This window comes from Vibrio sp. JZG120 (genome assembly GCF_053890955.1).
In genome coordinates this window covers 161,994-185,410 of sequence record NZ_JBSRRK010000010.1, presented here as the reverse complement: position 1 = coordinate 185,410, position 23,417 = coordinate 161,994, and the positions used below count along the sequence as shown (strand labels likewise).

Genomic DNA, 23,417 nt, shown 5'->3' with positions numbered 1-23,417 from the left:
GGGAATCTCAGAAAATTATAATGATGAATGAACTCTTTCATCGCCTCAAGCGGCCCTTAGTGGCCGCTTTTGTTGGCGCCTCTACTACGCTCGCTTTTGCACCTTACCAGTTGTGGCCTGTTGCCATTCTTAGCCCAGCTATTCTACTGATTCTTCTTGCTAACCAAACACCGAAACGCGCACTGTGGATTGGCTATGCTTGGGGGTTAGGTCAATTTGCAACTGGCGTTAGCTGGGTGTACGTCAGTATCTCCGGCTTTGGTGGCATGCCACTGATTGCTAATTTATTTTTAATGGGCTTGCTTGTCGCCTACTTGGCTGTTTATTCCGGCTTATTTGCTTGGCTCAACAACAAACTCTTTCCTCAATTTACGCTCACAAAAGCGCTTCTCGCTGCGCCCGCTTTATGGCTAATCAGCGATTGGTTGCGTGGTTGGGTGATGACCGGCTTCCCGTGGCTATGGCTAGGCTACAGCCAGATTGATGCTCCACTAGCAAGCTTTGCGCCTATCGGTGGCGTGGAACTGCTCACTCTGTTTATCCTTATTAGTGCGGGGGCATTAGCCTATGCTTGGGTTCATAAACAGTGGCTGATGGTGATTATTCCTGCGGTATTACTCAGCACAGGCTTTGGGATTCGAAACTACGATTGGGTAACACCTCGGCCAGAAGACACGACTAAGCTCGCGCTGATTCAAGGTAACGTTGACCAAAACCTTAAGTGGCTGCCAAGCCAACGTTGGCCAACCATCATGAAATACGCCGATCTCACTCGTGAAAACTGGGACGCTGATATTATCGTCTGGCCAGAAGCTGCAATTCCTGCTTTTGAAATTGAAGTGCCTTCATTTTTGAGCAATATTGACAGCGCAGCAAAAATGAATAATAGCGCAATCATCACTGGTGTCGTCAACCAAGCTGAGGATCGACAGTTCTACAACAGTATTCTGTCCCTTGGCATCACACCATACGGTGACTACAGTTTCGACTTGAGCGAACGCTACCATAAGCATCACCTATTACCGTTTGGTGAGTTTGTTCCATTTGAGGATATTCTGCGCCCATTAGCGCCATTCTTTAACTTGCCGATGTCGTCGTTTAGCCGTGGGGCTTTTGTGCAGCCCAACATCGTTGCGAATGGCATGCACATGGCACCAGCGCTTTGCTATGAGATCATCTTTAATGAGCAAGTGCGTCAAAATGTGACTGACGAAACAGACTTCATTCTAACGCTTTCGAACGATGCATGGTTTGGTCACTCTATCGGTCCTCTTCAGCATATGGAGATCGCCCGTATGCGTGCCTTAGAATTAGGCAAACCGCTCATCCGCTCGACGAACAATGGATTAACAGCGGTAACCGATCACAAGGGTAAAATCGTTGAGCAAGTACCGCAGTTTGAAACTGCAGTACTGCGCGCAGAGCTCACCCCAACCGATGGGAAAACGCCATATCGAATCGTTGGTACTTGGCCATTGTATATTTGGGTTGGGTTAAGTTTAGCGCTGGCTTTCGGTTTAAGAAGAAAACAGAGCTGATAACAGCTTGAAAGTAGAAAAGACAAAAAAGAGGCGACCAAGCCTCTTTTTTATTCATTGCATTATACAGTCGTTACGCGCCATTTATGGCTTTAATGACTGGCGAGTAAAGCCTTTGTGACCACATTTAATACACGGAATGATTACAGTTGGGTGGTTATACGTTGTCTTGTGACCACACTCATCACAGACCAAAGTACCTAAGCCTATCACCTCTCCTGCTTCATATAGCCCTTGATGCTCTAAGTCATCGAACAACTCAACCCACTCAACTTTAGTTCGGTCTGTAATCTCTAACAACCCTTGCCATATCGAGTCCGCAATCGTTAAGTAAAACGGGCCGCTTTTGCTATCCTCGTAACTCTCTGAAAACTCTTTTAAGTCTGCTTTAAGGTATGCTTTGATTAAAGCTAATTCATCTTTGGTCAAGTCATTAGCAGCATCCACCACTTTGCCCGACGTCTCAATCGCTTTGTTAACTTCTTCCGGACTGTGCTTCAAGGTTTCAATCACATCCTCGAGCATTTCCTCATAACCTGTTTTACGTTTAGGCATAACTGACCTCCATCTTTCTCCTACCTGCGTCACTTAAGGGCGCATGGGTACAGATTGGCTATTGTTGTGATCCCTAGCTTTAGGTATTCTATGACGATCTATTTAAGTCTGTTCTAACCGAACTCACAAATTCCAAGATAACGGATACCATCGATGCAAGAACAATACAACCCACAAGATATTGAACAAAAAGTTCAAAAGCACTGGGATGACAACAAAACCTTTGTTGTAAGTGAAGACCCAAATAAAGAAAAATTCTACTGTCTATCCATGTTCCCATACCCAAGTGGTCGACTGCACATGGGTCACGTGCGCAACTACACTATCGGTGATGTAGTATCTCGTTTCCAACGCCTACAAGGCAAAAACGTGATGCAACCAATCGGTTGGGACGCATTCGGTCTACCTGCAGAAAACGCAGCAGTAAAAAACAAAACTGCGCCAGCACCTTGGACTTACGAAAACATCGAATACATGAAGAACCAACTTAAGCTTCTAGGCTTTGGTTACGATTGGAACCGTGAATTCGCAACATGTACACCGGAGTACTACCGCTGGGAACAAGAGTTCTTCACTAAACTTTACGAGAAAGGTTTAGTTTACAAAAAGACGTCTTCTGTTAACTGGTGTCCTAACGACCAAACTGTTCTTGCAAACGAGCAGGTTGAAGACGGTTGTTGCTGGCGTTGTGATACGCCTGTAGAGCAAAAAGAAATCCCTCAATGGTTCATCAAAATCACTGAATATGCTCAAGAGCTACTAGACGACCTAGACAAGCTTGAAGGTTGGCCTGAAATGGTGAAAACCATGCAGCGCAACTGGATTGGCCGCTCTGAAGGCGTTGAGCTGAAGTTTGAAGTTAAGGGTCAACAAGACCTAGAAGTTTACACGACACGTCCAGATACGCTAATGGGTGTGACTTACGTGGGCATCGCTGCTGGTCACCCTCTTGCAGCTCTTGCTGCAGAGAACAACCCAGAGCTTGCAGCGTTTATCGACGAATGTAAGAACAACAAAGTTGCAGAAGCTGAGCTAGCGACAATGGAGAAGAAAGGTATGGCTACTGGCCTTACTGCTATTCATCCATTGAACGGCCGTGAAGTACCAGTATACGTAGCAAACTTCGTATTGATGGACTACGGTACAGGCGCGGTAATGGCAGTACCTGCACACGACCAACGTGACTACGAGTTCGCAACGAAGTACGGTCTAGACATCGTGCCAGTTATCAAGCCTGCTGATGGCAGCGAGCTAGACATCTCTGAAGCGGCATACACAGAGAAAGGTGTACTGTTCGATTCAGGTGAATTCGACGGCCTAGAATTCCAAGCGGCGTTCGATGCAATTGCAGCGAAGCTAGAAGCAGAAGGCAAAGGCACTAAGACTGTAAACTTCCGTCTGCGCGACTGGGGTGTATCTCGTCAACGTTACTGGGGCGCACCAATCCCAATGGTAACGACTGAAGACGGTGAAGTTCACCCAGTACCTGCTGACCAACTACCAGTGATTCTTCCAGAAGACGTGGTAATGGACGGCGTAACCAGCCCAATCAAAGCAGATAAAGAATGGGCGAAGACCACATTCAACGGCGAACCTGCTCTACGTGAGACAGATACGTTCGATACGTTCATGGAATCTTCTTGGTACTACGCGCGTTACTGTTCACCGCAAGCAGACGACATCCTAGATCCAGAAAAAGCAAACTACTGGCTACCAGTAGACCAGTACATCGGCGGTATCGAGCACGCTTGTATGCACCTACTGTACTCTCGCTTCTTCCACAAGTTGCTACGTGACGCGGGCTACGTAACGTCTGACGAACCGTTCAAGCAGCTACTGTGTCAAGGCATGGTACTGGCAGACGCGTTCTACTTCGAGAACGAGAAAGGCGGTAAAGAGTGGGTAGCTCCAACAGACGTAGCCGTTGAACGTGATGGTAAAGGCCGCATTACTTCTGCTAAAGACACTGAAGGTCGCGATGTAACGCACTCAGGCATGATCAAGATGTCTAAGTCTAAGAACAACGGTATCGACCCTCAAGAAATGGTAGACAAGTACGGCGCTGACACAGTACGTCTATTCATGATGTTCGCGTCTCCAGCGGACATGACACTTGAATGGCAAGAGTCTGGCGTAGAAGGTGCGAATCGCTTCCTGAAACGTGTTTGGAAACTAGTGAAAGAGCACACAGCGAAAGGCGCAGCAGAAGCAGTAGATACCGCAGCGCTTTCTGGTGATCAAAAAGCACTTCGCCGTGACGTTCACAAAACTATCGCGAAAGTGACGGACGATATCGCTCGTCGTCAAACATTCAACACCGCGATCGCAGCGATCATGGAGCTGATGAACAAACTAGCGAAAGCGCCTCAAGAATCTGCGCAAGATCGTGCAATCCTTGACGAAGCACTGAAAGCTATTGTTGTCATGCTTTACCCTATCACTCCGCATATCTCATACGAGCTATGGGCAGCACTAGGTGAAACAGACATTGATAACGCGGCATGGCCGACGTTTGACGAAAAAGCGCTAGTTGAAGACGAAAAAACTATCGTTGTTCAAGTTAACGGTAAGCTACGTGCGAAGCTAACAGTCCCAGCGGATATCTCTAAAGACGATATCGAACAGCTTGGTCTAAACGACGAAAACGTGGTTAAGTTCACTGATGGCCTGACTATTCGTAAAGTCATTTACGTTCCAGGTAAACTGCTGAACATCGTTGCAAACTAATCACAGCTTGCAATTTGTCTCTGTTTAGCGAACTTATTTGTTAACCAAGAGTCATTAAACAGGGTAGTTCGCTACCCTGTTTATTTACCTCAAACCATTCACATGAGTGGTTTAAGGTAAATAACCCCTTCAATTTAGGATGAATACAATCAATGCGCTTTTTCTCTTTGATTAAACTACCAGTGGTATTGGTATTAGCGGGGCTTCTTTCTGCCTGTGGTTTTCACCTTCGCGGCGAGTATTCCGTACCGGAAGAGCTGCACACTATGTCTTTCTCCAGCTACGATGAATACAGTGAATTAACTCGCTATGTTCGCTCTCAACTCGAACTGAACAAAGTTGAACTTGTTCAACCATCATCGACGGTACCCAACCTTCATTTGACGGAAGCGACTATCGATGAGCGTACACTGTCTCTGTATCAAAATAGCCGTGCAGCAGAAAAAGAGCTGACATACGTAGTAAAATACCGTGTGACGATTCCTGGCTATGGCTCTAAAAACTTTACGACAACAGTAAACCGCAACTACCTAGACAACCCGTTGACGGCACTCGCAAAATCTGTTGAACGTGACGTAATTGAAGACGAGATGCGCTTGCAAGCTGCAAAACAGATGATGCGCCAGTTGGGCCGTATTCGTGCCGAATATGAAGCAGGACAAATCTCTGAGCCAGCGAACACAAACTCTTAATCACTATGCGAATTTATGCCGATAAATTAACGGATCATTTAACTAAACACGTTAAACAAGTTTACCTAATCTTTGGTAATGAGCCGTTACTGATTCAAGAGAGCCGCCAAGCAATCCAAAAGGCAGCGTTTCAACAAGGTTTTGAGGAAAAACACCGTTTTGCGGTAGACGCAAGCATCGACTGGAATCAAGTTTACGATTGCTTCCAAGCGATGAGCCTGTTCTCAAACCGTCAATTGATCGAGCTTGAAATTCCAGAGAGTGGCGTGACAACCGCCGTCAGCAAAGAGCTGCAAACACTGTGTGATATGCTGCATGATGACATCATGCTCGTCATTGTTGGTAGCAAACTGACCAAAGCCCAAGAAAATGCGAAATGGTTCAAAGCATTAAGCTCAAAAGGCGACTGGGTAAGCTGTTTGTCGCCAGATCTACAACGCTTACCTATGTTCATTCACGCACGTTGCCGCACGTTGGGCCTAAAACCCGATCAACAATCACTGCAAATGTTGGCTCAATGGCATGAAGGTAACCTGTTTGCATTGTCACAAAGCTTAGAGAAATTGGCCCTACTCTACCCAGATGGTGAGCTGACCATCATACGTTTAGAGGAAGCCCTAAGTCGCCATAATCACTTTACTACGTTTAACTGGATCGACGCCTTACTGGCAGGTAAAGCAAACCGTGCACAACGTATTCTTCGCCAACTTGAGGCGGAAGGGGTCGAGACCGTGATCTTGATTCGAAGTGTACAAAAAGAGTTGAGCCAACTTTTAAATATGCATCAAGACTTAACTCAAATGGGAATGAACCAGGTATTTGAGAAATATCGAGTTTGGCAAAACAAGCGTCCACTCTATAACGCAGCACTGACCCGCTTATCGGCGAGTCGTATTTGTGCATTGCTCTCCTTGTTGGCTCAAGCAGAGATAAAAGCCAAAACTCAATATGACGAGTCTGTATGGCCAACTATTCATCAGTTGAGCTTAGAAACCTGCTCTCCTGATATTAAGCTGGCAATTTAAAAATCAAAGCGTGATATAGTGCGCGACCTGTTTTGCAAGCAAGAATGTAAAACACTGTAGAGATAAGAGACAAACCGAGGAAAACCGAGTGCTTCGCGAAGAACTGAAAGACTTTTTAGCTGATAAAGCCGACGACATGAAAGCGGAAGACATTATCGTCCTAAATGTGGAAGATAAATCAAGCGTTACAGATTACATGATCATCTGTACTGGCACATCCAAACGCCACGTTTCATCCATCGCTGACCACGTTGCAACAGAAGTGAAAAAAGCCGGTCTTGAGCCACTAGGAATGGAAGGTGAAAACGAAGGTGAATGGGTAGTCCTAGATATGGGCGACGCCATGCTTCACGTGATGCAAGAAGAGCACCGCGAACTCTACCAGCTAGAAAAACTCTGGGGTTAATCTTTTGAAAATTCAACTAATTGCTGTTGGCACAAAAATGCCAAAATGGGTTGAGGAAGGCTTTCAAGAATATCGTCGCCGTTTCCCACATGATATGCCATTGGAGTTGATTGAAATATCTGCTGGCAAACGTGGAAAAAATGCCGATATCGCTCGTATCCTGCAAAAAGAAGGGGAAGCGATGCTCGCTGCGGTACCAAAAGGCAACCGTATCGTCACGTTAGATATCCCAGGTAAAAAATGGGATACTCCTCAACTCGCTGAGCAGTTAGAAGCTTGGAAATTAGATGGCCGTGATGTATCAATCTTAATCGGCGGTCCTGAAGGACTCGCTCCTGCATGCAAAGCTGCAGCAGACCAAAGCTGGTCATTGTCTGCCTTAACGCTACCGCACCCTTTAGTGCGTATCGTAATGGCAGAAAGCTTATACCGAGCGTGGAGCATCACCGCGAACCATCCTTACCACCGCGAATAATCGTTGTTTAACTTTAGAGCCAAGCGTTAATGATTCGTAAGCGCCGCAGTCAAATCCGAGATTATCAAGCCGAAGCGCGTCTGTTTGCCAGCCGCGCTATTGTCGCTTTTATCGGCATTGTTCTCTTGATGGGAGCTCTGGTCGCCAATATGTACAACATTCAGGTGAACCAGTTTCAAGATTATCAAACCCGCTCGAACGATAACCGTATCAAAGTGGTTCCTATCGCGCCCAACCGAGGTCTGATTTATGACCGAAATGGTGTTTTACTGGCAGAGAACCGTCCCGTCTTTAACTTAGAACTGACTCCAGAAAAAATTAAAGACATTGATGCAACCATCCAAGAACTACAAACCATTCTGGAAATTACCCCAGATCAGATTGAACGTTTCCACCAAGAGCGTAAACGGACTCGTCGATTTAAGTCGGTCCCACTGCTTACCCAACTGAACGAAAAACAAGTAGCGGTATTCTCCGTCAATCAGTACCGCTTTCCTGGTGTAGAAATAAGCGCGACCTTAAAGCGCTATTACCCTTTCAGCGAAGTCTTAACCCACGTGATTGGTTACGTTTCTCGAATCAATGATCGCGACATGCAGCGCCTGATCCGAGAAGAAAAAGACGCAAACTATCAAGCCACTCGCGACATTGGTAAGCTGGGTATCGAAAAATACTACGAAGACCTCTTACACGGTACGGCCGGGTATCAAGAAGTCGAAGTAAACAGCCGCGGCCGCGTGATTCGTACGTTAAAGTACGTTCCACCTGTCCCCGGAAAAGACATCGTTTTAAACCTTGATATCAACTTGCAGCTGTACGTACACCAATTATTGGATGGCCGCAGAGGCAGTGCTGTAGTGATCGATCCTAGAGACAACGGCGTGCTGGCTATGGTTTCAAGCCCTAGCTACGACCCTAACTCGTTCGTGCACGGAATCTCGGGTAAAGACTATCGCGCCCTTTTGAACGATAAAAACCGTCCTTTGGTCAACCGTACCACACTTGGCATTTACCCACCTGCGTCTACCATCAAACCATTTATGGCGGTAGCCGCGCTGCAAGAAGGTGTCGTCACACCTAACACCACGCGAAATGATCCTGGTTATTGGCGCATACCAAACTCCAACACTCGCCCATTCCGTGACTGGTTGCGTTGGGGGCACGGACGCGTCGATATCATTAAGTCGATCGAAGAGTCTGTTGATACCTTCTACTATCAAATCGCTTATGACATGGGTATTGACCGTATTTCGAATTGGATGATGATGTTCGGTTTTGGTGATTACACTGGCATCGATATCTACGAAGAAAGTAAGGCGAATATGCCGACTCGTGACTGGAAAATGTCTCGCCATAAAACCCCGTGGTACAAAGGCGATACGATCCCTGTGGGTATCGGTCAAGGTTATTGGACAGCAACACCAATGCAAATCGCCAAAGCGACCTCCGTATTAGTAAATGAGGGAGAAGTGATCGCACCTCACTTGCTCAAAGCGACGATAGAGAACGGCAACGACTTCGAAGAACAACAAACAACAGAATACGTGACTTACCCGCCAATCAAGAATGTACCGAAAAAGTACTGGGATATGGCGAAAGAAGGCATGCGTCGTGTAAACCATGGCACGCGCGGAACAGCTCGCCGCTCATTCTACAAAATGAGTTATCAAACAGCGGGTAAATCAGGTACTGCGCAAGTCTTCGGTCTGGGTGAAAACGAAGAGTACAACGCAGATGAGATCGCCGAGCACTTACGTGACCATGCGTTATTTACTGGCTTTGCACCATTTGATGATCCTAAAGTGGTCGTCACTGTAGTGCTAGAAAACGCCGGCGGTGGTTCTAGCAACGGTGCCCCAGTAGTAAGGAAAATTTTTGACCGAGTCGTTCTAGGCCCAGAAGAAATTGAGCCTGAAAACAATGCGAAGAAAGAGGTAAAACAGTAATGAAGATGGATCCCTCTACAGGTAAAAATCGCGCCCTGTTTGAACGCTTCCATATCGACTTACCACTCCTACTTGGCATATTGGCCCTGATGGGGTTTGGCCTCGTGATCATGTACAGCGCTAGTGGCCAAAGTTTACTGATGATGGATCGCCAAGCTATGCGGATGGTGCTTTCACTCGTTGTGATGATCGTTCTTGCGCAGCTTTCTCCACGAACCTACGAGAGCCTGGCACCTTTGATGTTCGTCGGCGGCGTCATACTGCTCTTTGGCGTGCTGTTTTTCGGTGAAGCATCTAAAGGCGCACAGCGTTGGCTTAACCTCGGTTTTGTGCGCTTTCAACCTTCCGAGTTATTGAAGCTCGCGGTGCCATTAATGGTGGCACGCTATGTAGGTCGACAACCCCTTCCGCCAACGCTAAAAACACTCATCGTTGCACTGATTATGGTCTGCTTGCCAACCATCCTCATTGCAAAACAGCCTGACTTAGGGACCTCTATTCTAATCGCCGCTTCCGGTATTTTTGTTATCTTCCTCGCGGGCATTAGTTGGAAAATCATCGCTGGTGCCGCCATCGCACTCGGTGGTTTCATTCCGATTTTGTGGTTCTTCTTGATGCGCGAATACCAAAAAGTTCGCGTACGTACTCTGTTTAACCCAGAGTCAGATCCGCTTGGTGCGGGCTACCACATTATCCAAAGTAAAATCGCGATTGGCTCTGGTGGTATTTCAGGCAAAGGTTGGTTGCAAGGCACTCAATCACAACTGGAATTTCTTCCTGAACGACACACTGACTTTATCTTTGCAGTAATTGCTGAAGAATGGGGTATGATTGGCTTCCTTTGCCTTTTAGCCATCTATCTATTTATTATTGGAAGAGGTTTATACCTCGCCAGCCAAGCGCAAACTGCATTTGGACGAATGATGGCAGGCAGTATTGTACTCAGCTTCTTCGTGTATATTTTTGTAAATATTGGCATGGTAAGTGGCATCCTACCTGTAGTAGGTGTACCGTTGCCACTCATTAGTTATGGCGGCACATCAATGGTAACCTTGATGGCTGGCTTTGGTATTCTGATGTCAATTCATACGCACCGAAAAGCATTCTCTAAGGCGACCTAGACATGCAAAAACGCGCTTTATATTCCTTGGTTTTCTCTGCTCTTATTTTGGCAGGCTGTTCATCAACTAGCCAAAAAGAACAAGAAGGCCGTTACGAACTCGAATCCGATGTTGCACCGGATACACCGCTTTCAGTCGAACACATCGAGGATGCGCACCCTAAATATGAACCGTACAGCCTAGGTGGCAACAAGGATTACCACTTGCGTGGCAAAGACTACAAAATAGTTCGCGATGCCAAAGGCTTTAAAGAAAAAGGCCACGCATCTTGGTATGGGAAGAAGTTCCAAGGTCATTTGACTTCTAATGGCGAAATCTATGACATGTACTCAATGACAGCGGCGCATAAAACGCTACCGTTACCAAGTTACGTAAAAGTTACCAATACTGACAACGGCAAAACCACCGTAGTACGAGTTAATGACCGAGGTCCTTTTCACGATGGCCGTATTATCGATTTAAGCTATGCCGCCGCACATAAGTTAGATGTCATAAAAACAGGCACCGCGAACGTGGAAATTGAAGTGATCAGTATCAATCAGCCCACGGACAAAAAGTCATTAGAAGCGCACCCTAAGTACGTTATTCAAGTGGCATCATCAAAAAATGAAGAGCGCGCGCGAACTTTAGGCACCGAGCTTGGTCAAAAATTGGATACAGAAACTTTCCTAGAAAATGCGAAAGAGTCTTATCGCTTGTTGTTAGGGCCATTTACTGACTATTCCCTGACGCAAGCCACTCTAGATAAAGTAAAGTTGCTCGGCTATTCGTCTGCATTTATTAAAAAACACAACACTGCCAAATGACCTAGTGTCATGAATTTCTCCTCGATCCCCTCTTACATAGCTGGGGATTCTGATAAGATGTCCGCAGTTAACCCAAAAATTTGAATTACCATGAATAAAAATAAGTTTGTGAAATCTATTCTCGTTTCTTCGGTTGCCCTTTCTGCAACTTTCGCTCAATCTGCTCTTGCATCACCTATCGTTGTTCCAGATGCCCCTCAAATCGCGGCGAAGGGCTACGTTCTGATGGATTACCATTCAGGTAAAGTACTGGCAGAGAAAGAGATGAACACAAAATTGTCTCCAGCCAGTCTGACTAAGATGATGACAAGCTACGTAATCGGCCAAGAACTAGCGCGTGGTAATATCTCAGAAGATGACGATGTCACCATCAGTAAAAATGCATGGGCGAAAAACTTCCCTGAATCATCAAAAATGTTCATTGAAGTGGGCACAACTGTAAAAGTACGTGACCTAAACCGCGGTATCATCGTCCAGTCTGGTAACGATGCCTGTGTAGCAATGGCTGAACACATTGCAGGCTCAGAAGATGCGTTTGTTGACCTAATGAACGCTTGGGCCAACACACTAGGTATGACGAACTCGCACTTTGCCAACGTTCATGGTCTAGATAACGCCGAGCTGTACTCGACACCATACGACATGGCATTGCTAGGTAAAGCCCTGATCCGTGACGTACCAAATGAGTACCGCGTGTACTCAGAGAAGAAATTTACTTACAACGGCATCACCCAATACAACCGTAACGGTCTACTTTGGGATAAGAGCATGAACGTTGATGGCATCAAAACGGGTCACACAAGCAATGCGGGTTACAGCCTAGTAAGTTCAGCAACTGAAGGCCAAATGCGTTTGGTTGCGGTCGTTATGGGTACGAAAGATGCCAATGCTCGTAAGTCAGAAAGCAAAAAGCTACTAAGCTACGGCTTCCGTTTCTTCGAAACAGTAGCACCGCACAAAGCAGGTGAAACGTTCGTTGAAGAAAAAGTGTGGATGGGTAACAAAGACACTGTAGCGTTGGGCCTTGACCAAGATACTTACGTAACACTACCACGTGGTGAAGCGAAAAACCTAAAAGCCAGCTTCGTCCTTGAAAAAGAGCTAGAAGCCCCAATTAATAAAGGTGATGTAGTTGGTAAGCTATACTATCAGATCGATGGTGAAGATATTGCCGAATACCCACTAATGGCACTAGAAACCGTAGAGCAAGGTAGTCTATTTAGCCGCATGTGGGATTACATCGTATTGTTATTCAAGAGCTTCTTCTAAGAAGAACGTTAGAGTAGCAAACTTATTCGCAAAGCCGCCTGAAAGGGCGGCTTTTTAAGTTTGAGATCCTCGTCTTGAGTTCCCCCTAATTTGACTGTACTATTTCGCACCGCAACGAATATCTACTGGAGTTATCGATATGCTAACCATCAACTCTGATGCAAAATTAAAAGACCTGCTTGAGTTCCCTTGTTCATTTACTTACAAGGTAATGGGTCATGCAAAGCCTGAACTTCCAGAGCTTGTTCTTGAAGTTATTCAGCGCCATGCTCCAGGTGACTACAGCCCGACCGTTAAACCAAGTGCTAAGGGCAACTACCACTCGGTATCAATCAACATCACTGCGACGTCTATCGAGCAAGTTGAGACGCTATACAAAGAGTTAGGTGAAATTGACATCGTGCGCATGGTTCTATAATTTTTTGATAGATTAAATTTTTTTTGAAAGCAGCTTCGGCTGCTTTCTTTTTATTTATCAACTAGATAACAAAACTTTACATCGCTTTCAGTTAAAAATCTGTTACTCAGCGGTAGAGCATCAGGGTTATCCGGTTTATAATCCAAAAACTTTATATATTAGCAACAGGAATTCCCATGCAACACCAACTTGTTGTAAAACGACTTGGCCGCCAAGACTATGAGCCTGTATGGAAGGCGATGCATGAGTTCACCGACCAACGCACAGAAGAAACCCCTGATGAAGTCTGGTTGGTAGAACATAACCCAGTATTTACGCAAGGTCAGGCAGGTAAAGCTGAGCACCTTATTAACACTGGTGACATTCCTGTTGTACAAAGTGATCGCGGAGGCCAGGTTACGTATCATGGCCCTGGTCAGTTGGTCGCCTATTTCTTGATCAACTTACGCCGCAAAAAATTAGGTGTACGAGATCTCGTTACCACTATCGAGAACCTCGTGATCAACACGCTAAAAGCATACAATATCGATTCGGCCGCGCGACCTGACGCACCAGGCGTTTACGTTGACGGTAAAAAAATATGCTCTCTCGGTTTACGCATTCGTAAAGGATGCTCGTTTCATGGCTTAGCCTTGAACGTAAATATGGATTTAACACCGTTTCTGCGTATTAACCCTTGTGGTTATGAAGGTATGGAAATGGTTCAGGTCAGCCAATTTGGCGGCCCAGACAATGTAGAAGCCGTAGAAAAACAATTAATAGAAGAACTCGTTACTTTGCTCGACTATGAGCAAGTAGAATTCAGCACAGAAGCACCTTCTCAAGGTAATAAAGCATGAGCAAACCAATCCAGATGGAAAAAGGCGTTAAATATCGTGACGCCGATAAAATGGCATTGATTCCCGTAAAGAACATGCCTACAGAGCAGAAAGAAGTGCTACGTAAGCCTGATTGGATGAAGATCAAGCTACCAGCCGACAGCCAACGAATTCAAGACATCAAGGCGGCGATGCGCAAGAATAAACTTCACTCCGTATGTGAAGAAGCATCTTGCCCTAACCTAGCGGAATGTTTTAACCACGGTACAGCTACCTTCATGATCTTAGGTGCTATTTGTACTCGTCGTTGTCCTTTCTGTGACGTTGCTCATGGCCGCCCATTACCACCGGAAGCAGAAGAGCCTCAAAAACTGGCGAAAACCATCGCCGATATGAAGCTGAAATACGTAGTAATCACTTCTGTTGACCGTGACGATCTGCGTGATGGTGGTGCACAGCACTTTGCCGACTGTAACCGCGAGATCCGTGCATTAAACCCGCATATTAAGATTGAAACTCTGGTTCCTGACTTCCGAGGTCGTATGGATGTAGCGCTTGATCTAATGAAAGACAATCCGCCAGATGTCTTCAACCACAACTTAGAAACAGCACCACGTCTTTACCGTAAAGCTCGCCCAGGTGCGAACTACAAATGGTCACTTGAGCTTCTTAAGAAGTTCAAAGAGCAGCATCCAGATGTACCGACCAAATCTGGTTTGATGATGGGTCTTGGTGAAACCAAAGAAGAAATCATCGAAGTACTGAAAGATCTACGCGCACACGGCGTAACGATGCTAACTCTAGGTCAGTACCTAGCGCCAAGCCGTCACCACTTGCCAGTAGAGCGTTACGTTCCGCCATCAGAGTTTGACGAGCTAAAAGAAGTTGCACTAGAGCTTGGCTTCACGCACGCAGCGTGTGGTCCATTTGTTCGCTCTTCTTACCATGCCGATATGCAGGCTCAAGGCATCGAGATTAAATAAGCACTCGCTTATTTTGAAGAGAAAAGGTTGGCTCAGTGCCAACCTTTTTTGTATCAGTCAAATGGTGATAAAAAGCCATTCTACCTCCGTCATTCTGAACAGCGAGGAACGAGCGTTATTGAGAATCAGTTTCCAACGTACTGATGATTTTTTGGGAAACGCTGAGTAAAAGAGTGTGCCTCAACAAGATTCCTGATCTCGCCTAGGCTCGTCGGAATGACGCGGTTTGGATATATTGAAAGGGACAAGTGTTGGTAGCCATCTCCTTATCACACACTCTTCGCTATATCTCATTCCAAACGCCAGACAAACAAAAAGGCCCTCAATTGAGGACCTTTAGTATATCAATGTTCAAAATAGACGAGTCGAGTTCTAGGAGAACACACGGAGTTTGCGCGAGCAAATGAGTATGTTCGACACCGAAATCGACTCATTCTATGAAGAACAGTTAGGCGTAAACCGGTAGACGCTTACAAATTTCGAGCACTTTCTGTTTAGTCGCTTCGATAACTTCTTCGTTGCCGATGTTATCTAGAACGTCACACATCCAGTTTGCTAGCTCTTTTGCATCTTCTTCAGTGAAGCCACGGCGAGTGATCGCTGGCGTACCTACACGGATACCAGACGTTACGAATGGGCTGCGTGGGTCATTTGGTACCGAGTTTTTGTTCACTGTGATGTTTGCTGCACCTAGTGCCGCGTCTGCGTCTTTACCAGTGATGTCTTTGTCGATCAGGTCCACAAGGAACAAATGGTTTTCTGTGCCGTTAGATACGATTTTGTAGCCACGCTCTTGGAATTGACCAACCATTTCTTTTGCGTTTTTCACTACGCGAGCTTGGTAAGCTTTGAACTCTGGCTCCATCGCTTCTTTGAACGCTACTGCTTTACCAGCGATAACGTGCATTAGAGGGCCACCTTGACCACCAGGGAACACTGCTGAGTTCAATTTCTTGTACATATCTTCGCCAGCATTTGACAAGATAAGACCACCGCGAGGACCTGCTAGTGTTTTGTGCGTCGTTGTTGTTACCACGTGAGCGTGTGGAACAGGTGTTGGGTATTCGCCTGCTGCGATAAGACCCGCTACGTGCGCCATATCAACGAAAAGGTAAGCATCTACTTTGTCCGCGATTTCACGCATGCGCTTCCAATCAACGATTTGCGAGTAAGCAGAGAAACCACCGATGATCATCTTAGGCTTGTGCTCAAGCGCTAGCTGTTCCATCTCGTCGTAGTTGATTTGACCCGCTTCATCGATACCGTAAGGGATAACGTTGTAGTGCTTACCAGAGAAGTTTACTGGAGAACCGTGAGTCAGGTGACCACCGTGCGCTAGGCTCATGCCTAGAACTGTATCGCCTGGGTTAAGAAGCGCCATGTAAACCGCGCTGTTTGCTTGAGAACCTGAGTGAGGCTGTACGTTCGCGTATTCACAACCGAACAGTTTGCATGCACGGTCGATAGCAAGTTGTTCCGCTTTATCTACGTACTCACAACCGCCGTAGTAACGCTTGCCTGGGTAGCCTTCAGCGTATTTGTTCGTTAGCTGAGAACCTTGCGCTTCCATTACACGTGGGCTTGTGTAGTTTTCAGAAGCGATAAGTTCAATGTGTTCTTCCTGGCGAAGAGTTTCTTCCTGGATAGCTGCGAACAGTTCCGCATCGTAATCTGCGATGTTCATATCACGCTTAAGCATCTGTATCTCCTGACTCAGATTAGTACTGAAAGTTGCAAAAAAACTGTTGAATGACCCTACGCAAACGTTTTCGTCACCCTAATGGCGCGCATTCTACATAATTTGATCTGGGTCATAAAGAGAAATTTACAATTTTTCTCATGCAGTTTTTTCATGATGGCAAGCAATCTGTATCACGCCCGCATTGCAATTGCATAACGACGATCTACTGCCTGTCAATTTTGTGCTTTACACCCTGTAAAACAGCAATTACATAGGTTTACCGTAAATTTTACCCTCTAGCTACCGAAAAGATCATCTTTTTACTACTATGCACGCCTTATTTATCACTAATGACTGCAACATTGATGGAAAAACACTCATTAAAAGAAGACTGGATAGCGATTCTCACGGGTACCTTTTTGGTAGCTCAAGGCGTTTTCTTTCTCCAATCCGCAAACCTCCTAACAGGGGGGACGACAGGATTGGCTCTGCTTATTAGCCAATTTACACCTTTTACGTTTGGTGTGCTGTACTTTTTAGCAAACAGTCCCTTTTACTTGCTAGCATGGAAACGCTTCGGCCGTCATTTCGCCATTAATAGTGCCATTTCTGGCGCTTTGGTTTCTATCTTTGCCGATCATCTTTATTTGCTAATCTCGCTCGAATCGGTAAATGAAGTTTATTGTGCCGTCGCAGGTGGGCTTTTAATGGGACTCGGTATGCTGATCTTGTTCCGACATCGCTCCAGCTTAGGTGGCTTTAACGTGCTGTGTTTATTTATTCAGGACAAATTTGGCATTTCAGTTGGCAAAAGCCAAATGGCAATCGATGCGTGCATCCTGTTTGCGTCATTCTTCTTTGTCACTCCAGAAGTAATTGGTCTTTCGATTTTGGGCGCGTTTGCACTGAATGTCGTGTTAGCGATGAACCACAAGCCTCATCGCTATTCCGTGACCTACGGTTCATAAACTTTTGATGATAATTGGAGCGCAATTTATAAGATTTCGCGCTCCAATCGCTATATAATATTTCGCCATTTCCAAATAACGCGGTGCGGTATGCGCGATTTTTTGCAACAAGCCAAACAAACTCACAGTTGTATTGCGATTGGCGAGTTGGTCTATAATCCGAAGACACAAACTCTTCATCAAGACACTGTCGCGATTGATCTCGAACCTCGTACCATTGAGTTATTAGAGCTGCTGCTAACACGCGTGGGACATCCGCTCTCTGCCGATACCATTATCGAAACCATTTGGCAGAGCAAATTCATCTCTAAGAATGTACTCACTAACCGCATTAGCACCTTACGTGCGCTGCTACAACAGCATCTCCCCGAGTACGATGCGACTAAGCTCTTGGTCACTTATCCTCGCAAAGGTTACTTTCTAAACCCAGCGAATATCCGTTTAGTGCCACCAGCGAAAAACCATCGACGTGCTATTACAGCTCAAGTTGCGAACCGTAAGAACATCAAGCTGATTTTGGCTTATAGCTTATGTGCCGTACTTGTGGTTTGTAGCGTGACGCTCGCAAGCTTGTTATGGCAACGCCAAGAGATTTCAACGCAGCAAACACGTCATCAGTTACTTATCCCCAAAGTCGAGTTGCTGCTCAACCGTGTCGATGCGATTGGCTCCCAAGCAAGAAAATATCGCATACTGGTCAAAGCCATCTTGCTGCAACAACAGGTCGAATATCCATACACCGACATCGCCAACCAAGACGCTCCCAGTTACTTTCTTGATCCTATCGGTCATACGCCGTATTTCCCTGGCGCGCGAAACATGCAGACCAGTGATTACGAACTCAACATAGAGTTAAAAGACGGCGCAGAGCAAGGCACCTTGAAAGCTCAGATGAACCTTATTTATCCTGCGACAGGGAAACTGGCGTTTCGCAACGAATACACACTGCGCTTATCCGACCTACAATCGGATATCTTCCAAATTCACTCAGATGTCGCGCAATACTTCAACTTGCCTGCACCTTCGGCAAGCACATGGCAGCTGTCAGACGTTCACCAAAAAATGCTGTTTGAGAATGTCTTTTCTAACCAACCTCTCCAACAAGCTGATGAGTTTGCAGCGATCACAACCGCAAGGCATCTCGCTTTGTACGAGCAAGAACCTCAAAAGCTGGAAGCGTATTTGACGCAAGTGCAGTCGTCGTTCGATGTTTTGCCAGATGAGCTAAGCCTCTGGTTGGGCGTATTGCATTTCAAACTAGGTAACCTAGACCGAGCAAAAGTTCTGCTGACCACTCCAGATGGCGACTCACGTATTCAAAACGCGCTGATTTATACGTTTGTGTCTCACATCGCTTATAAACAAAACAAACTCGAACAGTTCCGTCTCAACTACATGGAATCACTGGTGGCACTGCTGCGCGTTTTACCTTCCGAGACATTGTTTGAACGTCTTTCTCAATCTGAATCGAAAGAAACTTGCCTTCAACCATGGAAAACGTTGCATGTCAGTTTGACCGATCAAGAAATTATCAGCCGATGGAAAGCGCTCATCAACGAGTATTGCACCAACGTAGCTAACGAAATAAGCCCAAATAAAACAAAGACCTAAACATAAAATTAAGCTTTCGTTAAGCCCTATTAGCTTTTGTTTTTTGCCCTTTTTAGCTCATTAAACTTAGCATGCTCGCATTCAAGCAACGGCCCAACATGAAGCGGCCTAATCAATCAGGAATGTAAACCATGCTAAACAAAATGACGCTTATCGCAGCAGCAACTCTGGCTCTTTACGGCTGTGGCGGTGGTTCATCTTCTGGCAGTGCTAATCCAAACAAAGTGCCTCAAGAAAGTTTCGACATCGCGATTCAAAACTCAATCTTCGCTCCCACGCCAAGCACACAACTAAACTACGCGTTTAGCCTGGATGGCCAACCTGAAGGCGAGATGAAACTGAGTTTCCAAGCGATGGATAACGAGCAATTGTTGGCAGCATTGGCACAAATCCCAAACAGCGAAGCAATGGTCCAGTTGGTTAATGACTTGGTGAACTACGGCGCCAAACAGTTCTACTATTCTGACGAACAGTACAACGACGATGAAGAGGGCAATACGCTTTATTTTGCAGGCTCTGATGGCGCACTTCATGAAGTCACCGATGCTTATTCCATTAACCAGCAGTTTGTTGCCATGCTGATGCACAGCAGCCCTATTTTCCGTCTCAACGGTGACGACGTAAAAGAGAAAAGCCCGAACATTGATATCGGTGAAGAGACCATATCTCTGCAAACCACTCTAACAGGCTACGCAGTTCACAACCTACTAGACAGTTTTGAAGATCATGAGTGGGTGCAAAACCTGCCAATGACAGCATCTTGCCAAGTGGTTTGGCAACAGCAAATCCGAGAGACTGGCGTACGTAAAACGTTCTCGATTTCAAGCAAGAAAATTGAAGCGGCGTACCTGACGGAAGAAAATACTTACAACCTAAACTGCGATGATATGGACTCAATGGAGTTCGCCACTTCGGCAGAACGTTGGTTTAACCCGAGCTTAGGTCTGATTGAGCAAATCGAGCTGCTAAAAGTACAACAAGTACAAATCAATGAAGAGAAAGTGCTGCTAACAGCAATTGAAACAAAATAAGCCTGTACTCCACAAGTATCTCGCATCTCAATAAAAAAGGCTTTGGGGAGCACACCAAAGCCTTTATCTCGAACATCAATCTTAGGGGGTGACACCCGAGTTTATTCTTCTATCAATAAAATACGAGTTTCGTAAGGTCGTAATACTTGATGGTTTGACGCGACTGCACTCGCTGAGTTTTGATAGTTGGATAGCAAGTTTTTCGCTTTATTCATATCAAAACGCTCTGGCAGAACGCATTCCACCTCTTCAGCGTAGTAGTTGTTGATACACAGCAGCGTTTGTTTGTCGTTCTGGCGAGCGTAAGCAAAAATGCGTTGATGCTCTGGCAATAAATCTTCATAACGGCCATCGGTGATCACCGGAACCTGTTTACGTAGCTCAATCAAACGTTTGTAGAAGTAGAACACCGAGTTCAAATCAGCAACCGCTGCTTCTGCGTTGATTTCAGAGTAATTCTGCGCCACTTCAAGCCACGGTGTGCCTTCGGTAAAACCAGCGTGCTTTTGGCTATTCCATTGCATTGGCGTACGTGAGTTATCACGCGACTTCTGCGCCAAAATCGCCATCATCTCCTCGTGTGATACACCATCGCGGTTAACCATGATGTCGTACATGTTGGTGCTTTCTACGTCGCGGTACTGGCTGATCTCAGTGTAACCTGGGTTGGTCATGCCAATCTCTTCCCCTTGGTAAACATAAGGTGTGCCTTGCATCATGTGCACTGATGCCGCAAGCATCTTGGCAGATTCAACACGGTATTGCTCGTCGTTACCTAATCGGCTCACAACGCGTGGCTGGTCGTGGTTACACCAGAACAACGCCCCCCACCCTTTGCCATTTAAGCCCGTTTGCCAATGGTTGAAGATCTGCTTTAACTGAATGAAATCAAAAGGCGCTTTAGTCCATTTTTCACCATTCGGATAATCGACTTTCAGATGATGAAAGTTGAACACCATGGATAGCTCTTTGCCGTCTAGCGAAGAGTATTGCTGGCAGTGCTCTAACGTGGTGGAAGACATTTCACCCACCGTCACGCTGCCGTATTTTTGAAACACGGCTTCGCTGATTTCTTGCAGATATTCGTGCACGCGAGGACCATCAGTATAGAAACGACGGCCATCGCCAATATCATCGCTTGGGAAATCTTGTTGTTTAGAAATCAGGTTGATGACATCAAGACGGAAACCATCCACGCCTTTGTCTGCCCAGAAGCTGATGACTTCTTTGACTTCTTCGCGCACCACTGGGTTTTCCCAGTTCAAATCCGCCTGCTCTTTAGCAAAAAGGTGCAAGTAGTACTGCCCTGTCGCTTCATCCAATTCCCAAGCATTGCCTCCAAACTTCGATTGCCAGTTGTTGGGCTCTACGCCATCAACCGGATCTTTCCAGATGTAGTAATCACGGTAAGGGCTGTTTTTATCACCTAACGCAGATTGGAACCACTTGTGTTCTGTCGAAGTATGGTTGACCACGATGTCCATGATGATTCGAATGCCCAACTGATGAGCCTCTGACAACAGGGTATCGAAATCTTGCATCGTGCCGAACTCGGGGTTGACCGCGTAGTAATCGGAGATGTCATAACCGTTATCAACCATTGGAGACTGATACACTGGCGTCAGCCAAATCGCATCCACACCGAGATGTTTTAGATAATCCAGTTTAGAAATGATCCCTTTAATATCGCCCGTGCCTTTACTGCCGCTGTCACAAAAGCTTTTTGGGTAAATTTGATAGATGGTTGCGGTTTTCCACCAGCTCTCATCATGCTTGGTCATAGCCATTTCTAACACTCACTTACCAGTAATCGGAAACTTAAAATTTGAAAAGAAAAATAGGAGGAGGCAGCCAAGTCACTGCCTCAAATTGAATTACGCGTTTGCCGCCTCAAGCTCACCTTTCGCTTGTGCACGCTTATAAAGAAGTAACGTTAATGCAGCGGGTACCACCATCGCGACCAACATCGCCAGAGCAAAGATGCCCCAGAACTGCGGCTGGATAGATAAGATGCCCGGCAAGCCGCCCACACCGATACCGTTCGCCATGACGCCCGCACTACCACAGATAGCAGCAGCACATGCACTACCGATCATCGCACTCAACATTGGGAACTTGTATTTCAAGTTGATGCCGTACATCGCCGGCTCTGTTACGCCAAGGTAGGCAGAAATCGCTGCTGGCACTGAGATTTCACGCTCATCCTGCTTTTTACTGATGATAATGATGCCAACCACTGCCGATGCTTGAGCAATGTTCGATAGTGCAATCAAAGGCCAAATCGGCGTGCCACCTAATTCTTGCATCAACTGCAAGTCAACGGCGTTGGTTGTGTGGTGGATACCTGTGATCACAAGTGGCGCGTATAAGAAGCCGAAGATGGTTGAACCAATCATCGCAAAGTCACCCGTCATGGCTGCTTTTGCTGCGAATGCTACGCCGTCACCCAACATACGACCGAATGGGCCAATGATAGAGTGCGCAAGAATCACAGACACAATGATAGAAACAAACGGTACTACTACTAGGTAAAGGTAAGACGGAATGATGCGTTTTAAGCGTGTTTCGATAAACGCTAGTGCGATACCTGCTAACATCGCGGGAATCACCTGCGCTTGGTAACCGACTTTCTCAATCGCAAACAACCCAAAGTCCCACACTTCAGGTACTTGCTTACCAATCAGGTAGGCGTTCATTAACTGCGGCGAAACCAAAGTTACACCAAGCGTGATACCCAGAATCGGTGTACCACCGAGCTTTTTCACGGTCGACCAACACACACCAACGGGTAGGAAGAAGAAAATCGCTTCACCAATTAACCATAGGAATGAGTGAACAGTCGCCCAAAACTGACTGATTTCCGTTAGGGTTTGACCATCAAACATTTTGATGTCGCCAATCACATTACGGAAACCAAGAATCAAACCACCAGTAATGATCGCAGGCAACAGTGGTACAAAGATTTCTGCAAGGTGGGAAATACCACGCTCAACGATATTCATGTTTTGGCGAGCAGCATTCTTGGATTCGTCTTTGCTCGCTTCACTTTTACCGCTTAGCTCGATCAGTACTTTGTAAACCTCATCAACTTCAGTGCCGATGACGACTTGGAATTGACCTGCGTTGGTAAAGCAGCCCTTCACCATCGGTAATGCTTCTAACTGTTTTGTATCTGCTTTGTCCGTATCGTTTAGAACAAAACGCAAGCGAGTTAAACAGTGGCTTACACTGGCAATATTGTCCGGCCCCCCGACCAGCTCAATAAGACGCTCCACGTCTTTACGCGCAATCTTACTCATAACTTTGTCCACCCTGTATTGGATACATTCGATTCATCATTTTATTTT

20 protein-coding genes are annotated in these 23,417 nt (G+C 46.0%); 16 read left to right on the top strand and 4 right to left on the bottom strand.

Features of this window, described 5'->3' with window-relative positions:
- The first annotated feature begins 20 nt into the window (after positions 1-20).
- Positions 21-1,538, top strand: coding sequence for an apolipoprotein N-acyltransferase (lnt, locus tag ACWPOD_RS18845; protein WP_109169985.1), 1,518 nt, complete (start codon positions 21-23; stop codon positions 1,536-1,538).
- Between the two features lie 84 nt (positions 1,539-1,622).
- On the opposite strand, the gene ACWPOD_RS18840 is transcribed toward lnt, so the two are convergent.
- Positions 1,623-2,093 carry a zinc ribbon-containing protein gene (locus ACWPOD_RS18840; protein WP_005373024.1) on the bottom strand — a complete coding sequence of 157 codons (471 nt, stop codon included), beginning with the start codon at positions 2,091-2,093 and terminating at the stop codon, positions 1,623-1,625.
- 153 nt (positions 2,094-2,246) lie between these two features.
- Between ACWPOD_RS18840 and leuS the strand changes: the two genes are divergently transcribed.
- The 12 genes from leuS to lipA all read left to right on the top strand — a co-directional run bounded on the left by leuS (position 2,247) and on the right by lipA (position 14,779).
- Positions 2,247-4,820, top strand: a complete 2,574-nt coding sequence (gene leuS, locus ACWPOD_RS18835; protein ID WP_005391313.1) for a leucine--tRNA ligase — start codon at positions 2,247-2,249, stop codon at positions 4,818-4,820.
- Positions 4,821-4,972: 152 nt separating this feature from the next.
- Positions 4,973-5,512, top strand: a complete 540-nt coding sequence (locus ACWPOD_RS18830; RefSeq protein WP_005373019.1) for an LPS-assembly lipoprotein LptE — start codon at positions 4,973-4,975, stop codon at positions 5,510-5,512.
- Between the two features lie 5 nt (positions 5,513-5,517).
- Complete coding sequence (gene holA, locus ACWPOD_RS18825; protein WP_167426827.1) at positions 5,518-6,537, top strand: DNA polymerase III subunit delta; 1,020 nt, start codon at positions 5,518-5,520, stop codon at positions 6,535-6,537.
- An 88-nt stretch (positions 6,538-6,625) separates the two neighbouring features.
- Positions 6,626-6,943 (top strand): ribosome silencing factor, encoded by a 318-nt coding sequence (gene rsfS / locus ACWPOD_RS18820; protein WP_005373015.1) that lies wholly within the window; start codon positions 6,626-6,628, stop codon positions 6,941-6,943.
- Positions 6,944-6,947: 4 nt separating this feature from the next.
- Positions 6,948-7,418, top strand: coding sequence for a 23S rRNA (pseudouridine(1915)-N(3))-methyltransferase RlmH (rlmH, locus tag ACWPOD_RS18815; RefSeq protein ID WP_017821762.1), 471 nt, complete (start codon positions 6,948-6,950; stop codon positions 7,416-7,418).
- Between the two features lie 29 nt (positions 7,419-7,447).
- Positions 7,448-9,364, top strand: a complete 1,917-nt coding sequence (gene mrdA / locus ACWPOD_RS18810; protein WP_005391316.1) for a penicillin-binding protein 2 — start codon at positions 7,448-7,450, stop codon at positions 9,362-9,364.
- Positions 9,364-10,485, top strand: a complete 1,122-nt coding sequence (gene rodA / locus ACWPOD_RS18805) for a rod shape-determining protein RodA (protein WP_005391317.1) — start codon at positions 9,364-9,366, stop codon at positions 10,483-10,485. Before mrdA ends, rodA begins: the two co-directional genes overlap by 1 nt.
- Before the next feature lie 2 nt (positions 10,486-10,487).
- Positions 10,488-11,291 (top strand): septal ring lytic transglycosylase RlpA family protein, encoded by an 804-nt coding sequence (locus ACWPOD_RS18800; protein WP_456232129.1) that lies wholly within the window; start codon positions 10,488-10,490, stop codon positions 11,289-11,291.
- Between the two features lie 90 nt (positions 11,292-11,381).
- Positions 11,382-12,560 (top strand): serine hydrolase, encoded by a 1,179-nt coding sequence (locus tag ACWPOD_RS18795; protein ID WP_012842069.1) that lies wholly within the window; start codon positions 11,382-11,384, stop codon positions 12,558-12,560.
- A gap of 139 nt (positions 12,561-12,699) precedes the next feature.
- Complete coding sequence (ybeD, locus tag ACWPOD_RS18790; RefSeq protein WP_005384135.1) at positions 12,700-12,978, top strand: DUF493 family protein YbeD; 279 nt, start codon at positions 12,700-12,702, stop codon at positions 12,976-12,978.
- 176 nt (positions 12,979-13,154) lie between these two features.
- Positions 13,155-13,817, top strand: a complete 663-nt coding sequence (gene lipB / locus ACWPOD_RS18785; RefSeq protein ID WP_005391320.1) for a lipoyl(octanoyl) transferase LipB — start codon at positions 13,155-13,157, stop codon at positions 13,815-13,817.
- Positions 13,814-14,779 carry a lipoyl synthase gene (gene lipA, locus ACWPOD_RS18780; protein WP_005391329.1) on the top strand — a complete coding sequence of 322 codons (966 nt, stop codon included), beginning with the start codon at positions 13,814-13,816 and terminating at the stop codon, positions 14,777-14,779. Before lipB ends, lipA begins: the two co-directional genes overlap by 4 nt.
- Positions 14,780-15,227: 448 nt before the next feature.
- Here the strand turns inward: lipA and glyA are convergent, their stop codons facing one another.
- Positions 15,228-16,478, bottom strand: a complete 1,251-nt coding sequence (glyA, locus tag ACWPOD_RS18775; RefSeq protein WP_456232128.1) for a serine hydroxymethyltransferase — start codon at positions 16,476-16,478, stop codon at positions 15,228-15,230.
- A 347-nt stretch (positions 16,479-16,825) separates the two neighbouring features.
- On the opposite strand from glyA, the gene ACWPOD_RS18770 reads away from it, so the two are divergent.
- The 3 genes from ACWPOD_RS18770 to ACWPOD_RS18760 all read left to right on the top strand — a co-directional run bounded on the left by ACWPOD_RS18770 (position 16,826) and on the right by ACWPOD_RS18760 (position 20,070).
- Positions 16,826-17,428: a YitT family protein gene (locus tag ACWPOD_RS18770; RefSeq protein WP_031780204.1), complete on the top strand. Its 603-nt coding sequence runs from the start codon at positions 16,826-16,828 to the stop codon at positions 17,426-17,428.
- Between the two features lie 90 nt (positions 17,429-17,518).
- Positions 17,519-19,039 (top strand): winged helix-turn-helix domain-containing protein, encoded by a 1,521-nt coding sequence (locus ACWPOD_RS18765; protein ID WP_456232127.1) that lies wholly within the window; start codon positions 17,519-17,521, stop codon positions 19,037-19,039.
- Between the two features lie 131 nt (positions 19,040-19,170).
- Entirely contained in the window at positions 19,171-20,070 is a 900-nt protein-coding gene (locus ACWPOD_RS18760; RefSeq protein ID WP_024703722.1) for a hypothetical protein, read from the top strand.
- A 101-nt stretch (positions 20,071-20,171) separates the two neighbouring features.
- On the opposite strand, the gene treC is transcribed toward ACWPOD_RS18760, so the two are convergent.
- Both treC and treB read right to left on the bottom strand, forming a co-directional pair.
- Positions 20,172-21,857 (bottom strand): alpha,alpha-phosphotrehalase, encoded by a 1,686-nt coding sequence (gene treC / locus ACWPOD_RS18755; protein ID WP_167426829.1) that lies wholly within the window; start codon positions 21,855-21,857, stop codon positions 20,172-20,174.
- Between the two features lie 87 nt (positions 21,858-21,944).
- Entirely contained in the window at positions 21,945-23,369 is a 1,425-nt protein-coding gene (gene treB / locus ACWPOD_RS18750) for a PTS trehalose transporter subunit IIBC (protein WP_005391342.1), read from the bottom strand.
- Positions 23,370-23,417 lie beyond the last annotated feature (48 nt).